Consider the following 12,361-nt stretch of genomic DNA (forward strand, 5'->3'; position numbering starts at 1 on the left):
GGGAGGAAAGCGCAGTTGAGTTGGGATAGAATTGGACATGGGCGAACCTTGTTTAGCTTCTTCCGAAGCGTTATTGTCGTAACTCCCATTATATCAATGGGTTGAGCAAGGTTCGCCTTTTTTTATGAATTTTTCGGGCTAGGTCCTGTTGCACCAGAAAGCGCGGCACCAAACCAACCCCCAAACCCCGCAACAGACTCTGGCGGATCGCCAGGCTGCTATCTGTCCGGAAATTACCATTAACGGTAACTTCCTCTGCACCCAGTTCCCAGACCCTCGGCCTATCGTGAAGAGCGAACGTCAGGCAATTGTGCCGGGCGAGGTCTGCCGGCGAATGGATCTCTGGCGCACTCGCCAGATATTGAGGGGAGGCGCAAACAATGTTTCTGGATTTCCTGAGCGGCTTGGCAAGCAGGCTAGAATCGGAAAGCGCATTGCGAACCCGGATCGCGATATCAACGCCCTGTTCTACCAAATCGACCATACGATCACTGAGTTGCAGGTCCACGTCGATATCAGGGTAACGTTTCAGAAAACTGTCGATAGCTTCCGTGATGTGAGTAAGGCCAAATGACATGGGCACGTTGATCCGGATCGTTCCGCGGGGCTCCGCCTGCACGCCTCGAGCCTCCAGTTCGGCATCCTCAAGGCCATCCAGAAGCGCCTGGGTTCGCTTCAGAAAAGCCAGACCCGCATCGGTGAGATGCATCCGGCGCGTCGTCCGGTTAATCAACCGGGTGTCAATGTCCTGCTCCAGAAACGCGATGTGTTTACTGACCGTCGCGGCGGTGATGTTCAGATCATCCGCGGCCTTCGTGAAACTTCCCAATTCCGCGACACGCCGAAAAATCTTCATGGCAACAAGCTTGTCGGTGGCCACCTCACGCTCCTGAATACTTTCCAATTTGGAATAAGTATTGTTCGGATCGCTCCAATTATCAATTGAATGAATTCCGGCACACTCAGGCTCACCACGTTTATATTCATACCCTGGAGCGAGCTGACCATGATAACCTTGATACAACGCCTGCCCTTTCCGCCTCAGGCCATTGTCTGGGGCCTGTTGATGGCCAATGGTTTCCTGATTGCGCTGATGCTGGCCCTGGCGAAAGCAGCCACGGCTCAGGGTGTGCCTGCCATCACCTATGCATTCTGGCAAACGCTCATTGCCGGCTTGATTTTGTTGCTTTGCTCAGCGAACTTCAGAGCCCTGTTCGAACAGCGTCTGACCATCTACTTTTTTATCAGTGGCCTGACGGGTATCGCGATACCCAATGTTATCGCCTTCTACCTCGTGACGAAGCTGGGGGCCGGCTTCACTGGCATCATGTACGCCTTACCGCCGATATTCACTTTTCTGATTGCAACAACGATCGGCCTGGAAAGACTCAGCTGGACGAAACTGGCCGGCTTGTCGGTTGCGGTTTCCGCCTGCGCCTGGATTGTTCTGCAACGCCATACCGAAATGGGCCAGTCCAATCTGCTGTGGTTCGCCCTCGGCCTGCTTATCCCGGCCGCGCTGTCGGTCGGCAATGTCTACCGTTCGGTCGCCTGGCCCGACCAGGCAAAACCCATGACGCTGGCTGCCGGCACCCTGCTCGCTTCGGCTATCGTACTGGGCTTACTCGCCAGGCTAACCGAAACACCGCTGGCCTCGGGGGGTTTTGGGTCTGCATTTTTAACTGTCATCCTCATCCAGGGTCTTCTGACCGCATTGACCTACTACTGCGCCTTCGAGCTTCAGAAGCGCTCCAATCCGGTTTTCTACAGCCAACTCGGCGCAGTGGCTGCCGTATTTGGACTAATCATCGGCGTAGTATGGTTTAACGAGCGATACTCACTGGGAATCTGGCTGGGCGCTTTAACTGTGATCGTGGGGTTGCGGATGAGCAACCGGACATCGCGCGGCAAGGGTTGATCAGAAACGCAACGATCGCGACAGAGATTCCGGCAACCAGAAATCTCTTTGCAAACTCGCTCTGCGGATTAAGCAATATAGCCAATCTGCATTAACCCCAACCAAGACCGCAGTGCTCACCACTACCAAACGAGCATCAACCCACCCGTAATAACGGCAAACAGAATGGACAACCAGATCAGGGTCTTCCAGGGAAAGGGTGGTGGGGGCGGCTGCACTGCGAGCTGCTTTTCCAGATCGTTTTTCAGCAACCGGGTATTGCGAATATTGGCCTTGTAGATGGCATCAAAGGCATCGCCTACCACCGGCAACAGGCCACCGAGAAAATCGATGCCCATATTGCGCAGCATACGCAGCTTCACATCCTTGCTGGCACCCGCCCGCTGCGCTTCGATCAGCACATAGCCGGATAACACCAAGCCGGCGAAGTCGCCTACTACCGGTAGCAGGCCAATAATGGAATCCACGCCAATCTGAAACTTGGTGAAGGGAATACCGATGCTGCTGTCGGTAAACCGGCTGAACTTATCCAGCCGCTCCAGTATCGCCCGTTGCTGGGCCTCGGTAGGCTTTGCCATTACATCTCCACAAACAGTTAACAGAATCGCGGGCCTAGCAGCCTGTCAGACTTAAGGCTGATCTACTGTGCCGGTGGGAAAGCGGCTCAAATTTTCCGGATTTTTCGTTACATAGAACCACTATGCGCCTCAAAATCCAAAAAATTTGCGCTCGCTTTCCCACCTTGCTCGTGACGATCACTTAAGTCCGACAGGCTGCTGGTATGGATTGCAGGCGACAGATCATCAGGGTAGCACGGAGGCAAGAATCAGCCCGAACTGGCACGGGTGATCGTCAAAGACAATTCTGCGCTGTTTTCCTATCCAGTTTGACAGGTGTCAGGACCAATGCTATTCCGTTAATGATTGATCAAAAAACACTCACATAATGTCGACCAGCACCATCTTGGCAATTGATGAAGGATTCCGGGTAGTTGGTGCAGTGACAGAGCTGCAGTGACAAAAACGAGGAACTGGACTATGGCTCAGATCAACCGCACGGATAGGCAGATAGAACGGCGGCAATTTCTCAAGCGCACCCTGGGAGCGGTAGGGGTAGTCAGTTTGCCTTTACCGGTCAGCCAGGCACTGGCGGCAAGCGGCGGCGCAGGAAATCTGGCACCTGATGTGCCGGAATGGTCCCTGTCCCAGGGTAAACCCATTCTTTCACCGGCCTATGGCCAGCCCTCAAGATTTGAGGATGGCGTAGTCCGCACACCGACGGACTTAACACCCACCAAAACCTCTTCCTGGAGTTTTACCCCGTTACAGGATCTGAATGGCACCATCACCCCCAATAGCCTGGTCTTTGAACGCCATCACGGCGGGGTTCCTGATATCGATCCTGAACAGCACCAACTGATGCTGCACGGCATGGTCGAGAAGCCGATGATCTTCGACATGGCAGAGATCAAACGCTTCCCCCAGGTCTCGATGAAGCGTTTCCTGGAGTGTTCGGGCAACACTCTGACTGAATGGAAAAAGCCCAGCGGCAAGACCGTTCAGGACACCCATGGCCTGCTCAGCTGTTGTGAATGGACAGGCGTGCGCCTGTCTACGCTCCTGCGAGCCGCGGGTGTCAGGGATAAGGCCAAGTGGATCCTGGCAGAGGGCGCCGATGCCGCCGCGATGACCCGCAGCATTCCCATGGAAAAAGCCATGGACGATGCGCTGGTGGTCTATGCCCAGAATGGAGAGGCCTTGCGGCCCGAACAGGGCTACCCTTTGCGGCTGATCCTGCCGGGCTTTGAGGGCAATACCCAGATCAAGTGGCTGCGCCGGCTTGAAGTCGGTGACGCGCCTTATATGACCCGGGAAGAAACGTCCAAATACACCGACCTGATGCCGGACGGGAGCGCTCGTCAGTTCACCTTCGTGATGGAAGCCAAGTCCGTAATCACCTTTCCGTCAGGGGGGCACACCCTTCCGGAAAAGGGCTTTTACGAAATCCGGGGGCTTGCATGGTCTGGCCGGGGCAAGATTACCCGGGTGGATGTCTCCACCGACGGTGGCCGCAACTGGACTCAGGCGAAGCTCGAAGGCCCGGTGGAGACCAAGGCACTGACTGCGTTCCGGCTGCCATGGCGGTGGAAGGGGGGCAGCGCGCTTCTGCAGAGCCGTGCCATTGATGAAACCGGATACGTCCAGCCCACCCGTCAGGCGTTAATCGACGTGCGAGGGCTGAAATCCGTTTATCACCTGAATGCCATACAAACATGGGAAGTCAGCTCTGATGGAGGGGTCAGCAATGTTCACGTATAAAACCATCGCACCCATTGTACTTGTATCCCTGGTCGGGACAGGCACGGTTATGGCTCAGGATGAAGATTACGGGCTGGGCCGGGACGCCACCGATCAAGAAGTCGCGGGCTGGGACATTGATGTACCGCCCAGCGGTGAAGGTCTGCCCGAAGGCTCCGGTAGCGTGGCCGAGGGCAAGGAGGTTTACCAGGCCCAATGCCAGAGTTGCCACGGCGCCGACGGTAAAAGTGGTCCGATGGACCGGCTGGTAGGCGGTAAGGGCACGCTGGCAAGTGACTCTCCGGTCAAGACCGCGGGAAGCTACTGGCCTTTTGCCACCACACTCTACGACTACGTTCACCGTGCCATGCCGTTCCAGTCCCCCCAATCCCTCTCACCGGATGAAACCTATGCGGTCACCGCCTATGTTCTTCACCTGAACGGCATTGTGGAGGAAGACACAACCCTCGACGCCAAGTCACTGCCCGAAGTCAAAATGCCCAACCGGGATGGCTTCGCCCACCCGGACCCACGCCCGGATGTTGATGCCAGGGCGTGTATGAGTGATTGTAGAAGTGGTGAGTGACGGACCAGGCGAGCAGTAGGCTTGTTACAGGAAAAGAGAAATAAAAAATTTCTCTTTTCCTGTAACAAGCCGTTCATCTAAAGTGGATCTGGTTCGGTTCGGTCGACCTTCCCGGTTTTCCGACTAAAGATCCCGCAAATGCCCGAGCCCAAGCTGCGCCATCTGGCCACGAATCCAGGCCTCCCGCTCCAGCACATAGGAGGATGGCGAAGCAGCACTCAACACTTTCGGATTCGGGAGCACGGCTGCAAGCCGCGCGGCCTGATATTCTGAAAGGTGCCGGGCAGGCTTGCCGAAGAAGGCCTGGCTGGCCGCCTCCACCCCGTATATGCCTGGCCCGAATTCGGCGATATTCAGATACACCTCCAGCACACGTTTTTTCGGCCACAAGCCGTCCAGCCCCAGGGCCAACACCGCTTCGATGGCCTTTCGGACGAAGCTGCGCCCGTTCCAGAGAAACAGGTTTTTGGCGGTTTGCTGGGTGATGGTGCTGGCACCCCGAAGCCCCTCGCCGGCCCGGTACTCCGAGAGCGCCTGCCGAATCGCCTCGAAATCCACGCCCGCGTGATAAGGAAAACGCTGATCCTCGCTGGCCACTACTGCCAGGGGCATCCAGGGGGAAATCTCGGACATGGACACCCAATCATAGGCCAGCGATTTGTGCGGGTACTCCAACTGGTAGCCCAGCATAAATGCTGAGGTGGGTGGATTCACAAACCGGAACAACAGCATCACCAACACGATCAGCACTAACGCGCCACCGAAGGTCCAGCCAAGCAGACGCAGGAATTTTCGGGCACCAGACATCTTGGCCATTAGTTCGAACCCACCCCATCAATTCGCGGCTCCGAGTGGCCCTTCAGAGCTTCCGGCCGACGCAGAGCCGTACCCAGAACCAGAACAAACGCGGCCAGCACAAATACCTTGTTCACAAACCAGTTCGTGCGCCAGACGGACCACTCCGGGCCTGCCAGAAACCAGATGAACAGGTGCGCGAGAAACGTGATCCAGGGGCTCCGAAGATTGTCAGTGGCCGATGCCATTGCGGTGCTCCCGTCCTTTAGTTCTATCTTTGCACACTGAGGGACCGGAGGCACGATTGACCACCACCCTACAGACCACGCAAACTGATGCCCGAGTCCCGTTTAAGAGCGAACGCATCTGCCATGCCAGCAAACGTAAAAACCCGGATCCTGTTCCACTCCAAACGTTTGAAGATATACCTGGTACGTTACCCTGAGGGCCATAAGGTCGTGCCCCACGTGGACATGATTTCTGAGGGCCAGCTATACAAACTCAACTGCGTTCTGGTGAAACCCAAAGCCGGTGGCAAATTTATCTGCGAGAAGAACATTTTTAACCTGTTCGGGCGGGTATACCTGTTTCGACCAGATCTTTACCAGCACCGGGTTTCAAGGATCGAACGCGGGAATCGGTGGTTGTTGAGCTTTGCTCTAAACAAATCCTGAGCCTGCACCCCAACAGTGTGAAGGTGGAAAGAGGCGCATGGAAAAGCCCCGTTTCTATTACCCGGGCGAGAAACCCTACCGGATGATTTCCGTTCGGGAACATTGTGGAAATCTACAGCCACAGCTATGAATTGATTTACGGCGAGGGCGCGTACTGAGCCGGGACGTAACAAAATCCCATCAGCGGTGTCTGAGGAATAGTCGCCTTCACCAAAAGGGGAAATGGCATGAAAAGGCTCTTACCGCTGATGGTCATCGCTCTGCTCTTCACAGCCAGCGCAATGGCTTCCGAACCGCCTGTCTACACCGGCTTACTGAGCAATACCGGCGCCGGTGGGTACGACACCGTCAGTTACTTCGAAACCGGACAACCCACCAAAGGCTCCAGCAACTTCACGGCCGAGTACCAGGGGGCCACCTGGCGATTTGCAAACGCTGAACATCTGGCCCGCTTCAAAGACAACCCTGAACGCTACGTGCCGGCCTATGGCGGCTACTGCGCCTGGGCTGTCAGCCAGGGCAACCTCGCCAAAGGCGACCCTAAGTACTGGACCATCAAGGACGGGCGGCTGTACCTGAACTACAACCAATCCGTGCAAGACCAGTGGCTGGAAGACCCAGACGGGTTTATTCGACAGGCGGATGTGAATTGGCCGAGGGTTCTGGAGTAGGAAATCAAAGCAGCTGTCAAACTCTTTAGCCAGACGAGACTCTCGAAAGACCATATTGTGGCGCCGGGTTGAAGATCGGCGCGAAGCGGAAGGTAACCACATCCAGCCCATGAATATCCTCAATACTCTCGATCGGGCCGATGCGTGAGCGATTGTAGAACGCGCCGTTCTGGTACCTCAATTCGCCGCTCCGAGTGGCCCTTCAGAGCTTCCGGCCGACACAGAGCCGTACCCAGAACCAGAACAAACGCGGCCAGCACAAATACCTTGTTCACAAACCAGTTCGTGCGCCAGATGGACCACTCCGGATCCGCCAGAAACCAGATGAACAGCGTCGTGATAGTGAAAATCTCAACCACCGACATGCCAATGGCCAGCATGCGGGTATATCGTGGCCGCACCAACAACGCCCAGGCCAGCCAGAGATGAGCCGCCGGCCAAAGATCCCAGTATATATACGTTGTCCACGCCTCACCGCTGACCAGCGCAAAGCCAACCGGAAACAGATATTTGATAAAGACGGTCCAGGCCACGAGGATCAGGAACAGATGCGCGAGAAACGTGATCCAGGGGCCCCGAAGATTGTCAGTGGGCGATGTCATTGCGGTGCTCCTGTCCTTTAACCCTATCTTTGCATACTGAGGGCCCTGAAGCACAAGTTCATCTGCGAGAAGCTGGCCCAGCTCGCCGGTGGGCTCAAGGACATGTCCACACGTTTCGTGGTTTAATCCGCTGTGGGAGGAGAGCGCCTCGCAACTGGTGATCAGCCGGTCCGCCCCTTACCGTAACGTCCTGACAAACAAGGGGCTCCTGGGCAATTCTAGTCTTGGGCGGCTCTGATGAAACCCTGTAAGGACTGTATATGATATTTGGAATCGCCTGGTTCGCAATGATGTGGCTCGGACTGATCATGGTCGCGCTGGTTGCTGCCGTGGTGTTCGTCCTGCGCCGGCGTCACGATGCCGGGGATGACACCGAAGCGCCCACCCGCGAGCAACAAAGTGAGGCTCGCCAACAAGTGCTTGAAATGGTCGAGGGTATGCATACCGCCGCTGAAGGCCTCCATGGCCGCGCTCGTGTAAAGGCGTTGCGGAACTATATGGATAGCATGAGCGATGGTCTGGAACTGGTCTCGGCAATCCATTCCCCTGCCAACGGCTCCCCCAGGGGCGAATGGGTCATTGCGCCCGGCGCAAAACCCGAGCGTCGCATTCTCTACATTCACGGCGGCGCCTGGATCGCCGGCAGCCCCAAAAGCCATCGCGCCATTACTGACCGGTTGTCACGGCTGGCCCACGCCTGCGTATTCGCTATCGATTACCGGCTGATGCCGGAAAACCGCTACCTGGACGGCATCATCGACTGCCAGCGGGCCTATCGCTGGCTTCTGGACAACGGCCCGGACGGAAAGGCTCCGGCTGATTTCGTGGTGGTTGCGGGGGACTCCGCCGGCGGCAGCCACGCCTTGGGACTCATCGCCTGGATACGAGATCAGGGCCTGCAACCACCGAACGCCGCTATTGCATTGTCACCCTCCACCGAACTGATGCTGACCTCACTGGGCAGCCGGGCCAATCTGAAAACCGATGTCATGCTGGGACCAATCGTTAAAAAAATGTCCCGGGTACCGCTGCCGTTGCTATGGTGGGGAACCGTTCTGGGCATGCGGGTATTGCCCACCAGCCCTATGGCATCACCCCTGCGCGGAAAGTTACACGCTCTTCCGCCAACACTGATTCACGCCAGCGAATCGGAACTGTTGGTGGAAAATGCCCGGCGGTACGCAGAGAAAGCACGGGCGGCTGGTTCACCGGTGGAAGTGGAAACCTGGCCCGACATGGTTCATGTGTGGCATCTGTTTACGCCGCTGCTGCCGGAGGCGGAAGAGGCGTTCCAGCATATCGGGGCGTTTCTGTCGCGGGTGGAAGCCGGTTCAACCTAAAGGGATCAGCTCAGCAGGCGCTCTTTGGCTTCATTGATACGGGCTGCCAGATAGTTACTTCCGCCATGGTCCGGGTGCAGTTTCTGCATCATCCGGCGGTGGGCCTGGATGATCTCCTCCCGGCTGGCACCGGGCTCCAGCCCGAGGATGTCCAGGGCTTCGCTCTTGGTTAAAGGACCGCCGGCATCGCCGGAATTGGCACGATCACGGGATTCCCCGCCGTCATCGCTGGCCACGTCGTCCGCACGCCAGGAGTCTCCGAACCGGCGGTCAAGGTAGGACTCCAGCAGCCGGGCCGAGTCCTCGTCATGCTCCCGACAGTATCGTAACAGCTCGATAAATTCGCTCTCGCCCAGATCCGCCAGCGCCCGACCGGCCATGGGGCCTTTCAGGATTTTGCCATTCATGGTTCCGGAGTCGTGGTCCAGGCTCATTTCGAGAATGTCGCTGGACACATGGGATTGATTGCCCGGTTTGGCTTTTGCTTCCCCGCTCCCTGCCCCGGCCATACGCCCCATCAATATGGATGGCAGCACACGGCGTAGCAATGGGTAAAGAAACACCAACAACGCAAGCAGAAAGTGCACCCGGCCGGTAACGGCCAACAGAACCACCATCGCGATACCGGCAAACAACAACAGCTTGATAAGGGCCGGCTTGCGTTGGCTGGGCGGCTGGTTGCGCAGCCAGACCCATGCAAAAACCGACAGTACGATAACCAGTAGCGTTAATTGCACTCAGATACCCCGGGCTCATCAGCCCATCGTTGGATTGAAGGTGGCTTGAAGGTGAATGGAAACAAGCGCTATCTGATCTGCTTTGTCAGGCGCCTGACTTCCGGGGAGCTGCGGCTGGAAAAGTCCTGCAGGGCCCTGGCTCCCCCGGACGCATAGACCGCAACAGCGGCCATAAGATCCTTGAGCACCTGCGGGCTGTTTCGATCAAAGGAGGCATAGGCACCTCCGGACAGCTTGCTCACCTGCTGGAACACTGCCCGGGCATGGGCATCGTCGCCCTCATGGAACATGAACACCGGGGTTCGCAGCATTCCCAGTTCACCGGCGGTATGGCAGAGCTCGTCCACCGGCTCCTCGCAACAGTCCCCGATAAACACCACGGCCTTGACGGCCTTTGCGCGGGTTTCTTTCACAGCGTGCGCCAACACCCGGCTGATCTGGGTACGGCCACCCAGGCAGGAAACGCCGTTCATCAGATCCAACAGCTGACCGGTCTCGGTGACGAACCCGGTGGCTTTGAATTCACCAAAGCCACGGTAATAACACAGCTGAATGGCCAGACCACCCAGATCCCTGGTCGCCATGAACAGCTCACTCTGCAAGTGGCAGGCCTCATCCCAGGTCGCCTCCCGGCTCGCGGTGGCATCCAGGGCGAAAATCAGCCGGCCCTGCCCCCTGCCCTGTTTTGGCAGTTTCCGGACCTGGTGGATAAACTGGTCGATCGACTGTTTATCGGATTTGGTGCGTAGCTCTTTGTCGGACATAAGCGTCTGAAACCGCCTGGGCTGACCAAACTATCGTTATAAGCGTAGGGCAAAGACGAGGCAATTCACAGGCCCGGTTTTTTCTGAAGCAATGGAATCCGATCACCGCGAACACATCTCCGCTGTCATCAATTTTCCAGGATACGTCACAACAGCACCTTCAGGCCATCCAACTGACGGGGCCCACCTTTCTTGTGTTCCCGTTCGTGCTTGTTTTCTCGTTCGTGATTTTTATGATCAAAATATTCTTAATAAACACAATGGAACTTACCTTCTAAATATTTCTTCGATCAAAGGGTAACGCTATTTTTTAAATAGTTGCCGACATGGCAGCTCATATTAAAACAATCAAACAAAAAATAGGTTCTGGTAAAATCATGAAAAAAAATAGCACACAACTGGCATTCTCTATTGCAGCAGCATTAGCGAGTACTACTGCATTAGCAGACAGCGACACCCAAAAATTAGAACAGCAACTACATGATCTGCAAAAAGAATTCTCTGACTTAAAAAAATCAAGCATTTTCAATTTAGAGTTCGGTGGCCGGGTTCAGGTTGACTACAACTACTTTGAAGGTGCCTACAATGCTGATAACGGCGGTGACCCAAGCAGTGACTTTTTCCCTCGCCGTATTCGTACCTACGTAGAGAGCGAGCACGGTGATTGGGATCATAAATTATTACTCGATTTTGCTGAAGGTGCTGGTGAAATTGTTTTGGCACGAGTACGTTACAACGGTTTCGATAATGGTCTGAAAGTGCAAGTTGGTAAGTTGCGTGAAGATATCTCATTAAACGCACTAACCAGTAGTAAATATATCAATACTATCTCGCGTAGCTCGGTGGCAAATAGTATGTCGCCTTTCTTCCAGTGGGGCGCATCGGCCTACCAATACTTTAAAGATACTGGCTTTCGCTATGCTGTTGGTGCTTATAAAAATGAAGCATTTGGTGCCAATGGCAGGAATAATGATGATGGCTCGTTAGCGCTGTCTTTAACGGGCCGATTAACTTGGCAACAAGATTTACAAAATGGCGTATTACATCTTGGTAGCTGGTATTCAAAACGTGATATGGGGGGGCGTTTGTTAACGGAATCCTTCGCGCGTGGTGAAATACGCAACACAAATACGCGCCTAGTAAATTACGCCGCAGGCGGTAATCTAGTGAGCCTGAATAGCTTGCAACAAGCAGGTTTAGAGGCTGCGTATCAGTATAAAGGCCTGACCGTGGAGGCAGAATACGCGGCCCGTGAATTAAATACTGTAGATCCCACTTCGATATTAGATGGCGAACTCTATGACGGTTATAGCCTATCAGCGAGTTACTTCCTGGATGGCTTTCAAAAACAATACTCTAAAGGTTCTGCGGTATTTAAGCAGCCTAAAGGGGTTAAAAACGCATGGGAATTAGTTGCTCGCTTAAGTGGTACCGATGCGACATCAAGTACGCAAGGCACCGAGATAACAACTTATACTTTGGGCACGAGCTATTATTATTCATCACAAGTTAAATATATGGCGAACCTTATTTATTCAGAAGTGGATGGTCCAGGTGCGAATGATTTGGTAGGTGATGAAGATAACGGTCTTGGTTTTACCGCACGTATTCAATATTTATTCTAGCGCCCTTTAACAAAAGCTCACCTTATTATTGAGCTTATCGGATAGGCGAGCGATGGATTCAATGATCTGATCTGCCGTTTTGCGCCAGGCAAAGGGCTTGGGCGCGTCGGTGCAGGTCGCCAGATACTCCTTAATTGAAGCCTCAAGCTCGCGTGTGCCACGGTGGGAGTTGCGCTTGATCCATCGCTGTGAAATGAACGTGGTACCGGGGCCTAGTGTCCCTTAACAAAAGTTCGTCTTATTATTGAGCTTGTCAGATAGGCGCGCGATTGACTCAATGATTTGATCGGCGGTTTTACGCCAGACAAACGGTTTGGGATCGTCATTATACGTTGCAAGGTAGTCCTTGATT

General features: G+C 55.0%; 14 protein-coding genes and 1 pseudogene. 8 read left to right on the forward strand and 7 right to left on the reverse strand.

The window, feature by feature from the left end; translation table 11 throughout:
* Nucleotides 1-88: 88 nt before the first annotated feature.
* Nucleotides 89-1,024, reverse strand: a complete 936-nt coding sequence (locus tag AC13C0_RS09130) for a LysR family transcriptional regulator (RefSeq protein WP_482954298.1) — start codon at nt 1,022-1,024, stop codon at nt 89-91.
* Here AC13C0_RS09130 and AC13C0_RS09135 point away from each other — a divergent pair.
* Nucleotides 1,007-1,918, forward strand: coding sequence for a DMT family transporter (locus AC13C0_RS09135; RefSeq protein ID WP_205422284.1), 912 nt, complete (start codon nt 1,007-1,009; stop codon nt 1,916-1,918). The two genes, AC13C0_RS09130 and AC13C0_RS09135, sit on opposite strands and share 18 nt — an antisense overlap.
* 122 nt (nt 1,919-2,040) lie before the next feature.
* On the opposite strand, the gene AC13C0_RS09140 is transcribed toward AC13C0_RS09135, so the two are convergent.
* Nucleotides 2,041-2,496 (reverse strand): DUF4112 domain-containing protein, encoded by a 456-nt coding sequence (locus tag AC13C0_RS09140; protein WP_117618047.1) that lies wholly within the window; start codon nt 2,494-2,496, stop codon nt 2,041-2,043.
* 459 nt (nt 2,497-2,955) lie between these two features.
* Between AC13C0_RS09140 and soxC the strand changes: the two genes are divergently transcribed.
* The gene (gene soxC / locus AC13C0_RS09145) at nt 2,956-4,236 is read left to right on the forward strand and encodes a sulfite dehydrogenase (protein ID WP_482954299.1); all 1,281 of its coding nucleotides are present in this window, start codon (nt 2,956-2,958) and stop codon (nt 4,234-4,236) included.
* Entirely contained in the window at nt 4,223-4,801 is a 579-nt protein-coding gene (locus tag AC13C0_RS09150; protein ID WP_117618049.1) for a c-type cytochrome, read from the forward strand. Before soxC ends, AC13C0_RS09150 begins: the two co-directional genes overlap by 14 nt.
* 123 nt (nt 4,802-4,924) lie before the next feature.
* Here AC13C0_RS09150 and mtgA read toward each other — a convergent pair whose 3' ends face one another.
* Nucleotides 4,925-5,617 (reverse strand): monofunctional biosynthetic peptidoglycan transglycosylase, encoded by a 693-nt coding sequence (gene mtgA, locus AC13C0_RS09155; RefSeq protein WP_341582487.1) that lies wholly within the window; start codon nt 5,615-5,617, stop codon nt 4,925-4,927.
* Nucleotides 5,617-5,844, reverse strand: coding sequence for a hypothetical protein (locus AC13C0_RS09160; protein ID WP_117618051.1), 228 nt, complete (start codon nt 5,842-5,844; stop codon nt 5,617-5,619). The genes mtgA and AC13C0_RS09160 overlap by 1 nt, the downstream gene beginning before the upstream one ends.
* Before the next feature lie 123 nt (nt 5,845-5,967).
* Between AC13C0_RS09160 and AC13C0_RS09165 the strand changes: the two genes are divergently transcribed.
* The 3 genes and pseudogenes from AC13C0_RS09165 to AC13C0_RS09175 all read left to right on the forward strand — a co-directional run bounded on the left by AC13C0_RS09165 (nt 5,968) and on the right by AC13C0_RS09175 (nt 6,941).
* A complete protein-coding gene (locus AC13C0_RS09165; RefSeq protein ID WP_117618052.1) occupies nt 5,968-6,270 on the forward strand; it encodes a 2OG-Fe(II) oxygenase family protein in 303 nt (100 codons plus the stop codon).
* 22 nt (nt 6,271-6,292) lie between these two features.
* Nucleotides 6,293-6,428 (forward strand): annotated as a pseudogene (locus AC13C0_RS09170) (glyoxalase); the annotation flags it as partial.
* A 69-nt stretch (nt 6,429-6,497) separates the two neighbouring features.
* The gene (locus AC13C0_RS09175; RefSeq protein ID WP_117618053.1) at nt 6,498-6,941 is read left to right on the forward strand and encodes a YHS domain-containing (seleno)protein; all 444 of its coding nucleotides are present in this window, start codon (nt 6,498-6,500) and stop codon (nt 6,939-6,941) included.
* 119 nt (nt 6,942-7,060) lie between these two features.
* On the opposite strand, the gene AC13C0_RS09180 is transcribed toward AC13C0_RS09175, so the two are convergent.
* On the reverse strand, nt 7,061-7,543 hold the full coding sequence (locus tag AC13C0_RS09180) for a hypothetical protein (protein ID WP_482954300.1): 483 nt from the start codon (nt 7,541-7,543) through the stop codon (nt 7,061-7,063).
* 260 nt (nt 7,544-7,803) lie between these two features.
* On the opposite strand from AC13C0_RS09180, the gene AC13C0_RS09185 reads away from it, so the two are divergent.
* Nucleotides 7,804-8,883: an alpha/beta hydrolase gene (locus AC13C0_RS09185; protein WP_117618054.1), complete on the forward strand. Its 1,080-nt coding sequence runs from the start codon at nt 7,804-7,806 to the stop codon at nt 8,881-8,883.
* A gap of 5 nt (nt 8,884-8,888) precedes the next feature.
* On the opposite strand, the gene AC13C0_RS09190 is transcribed toward AC13C0_RS09185, so the two are convergent.
* Together AC13C0_RS09190 and AC13C0_RS09195 are read right to left on the reverse strand one after the other, a co-directional pair.
* Nucleotides 8,889-9,620 (reverse strand): J domain-containing protein, encoded by a 732-nt coding sequence (locus AC13C0_RS09190; protein ID WP_117618055.1) that lies wholly within the window; start codon nt 9,618-9,620, stop codon nt 8,889-8,891.
* A 68-nt stretch (nt 9,621-9,688) separates the two neighbouring features.
* On the reverse strand, nt 9,689-10,384 hold the full coding sequence (locus AC13C0_RS09195; RefSeq protein WP_117618056.1) for a VWA domain-containing protein: 696 nt from the start codon (nt 10,382-10,384) through the stop codon (nt 9,689-9,691).
* Nucleotides 10,385-10,710: 326 nt separating this feature from the next.
* On the opposite strand from AC13C0_RS09195, the gene AC13C0_RS09200 reads away from it, so the two are divergent.
* Nucleotides 10,711-12,009: an OprO/OprP family phosphate-selective porin gene (locus AC13C0_RS09200; protein ID WP_227539478.1), complete on the forward strand. Its 1,299-nt coding sequence runs from the start codon at nt 10,711-10,713 to the stop codon at nt 12,007-12,009.
* Nucleotides 12,010-12,361 lie beyond the last annotated feature (352 nt).

It is taken from the genome of Marinobacter sp. B-21, from assembly GCF_056857895.1.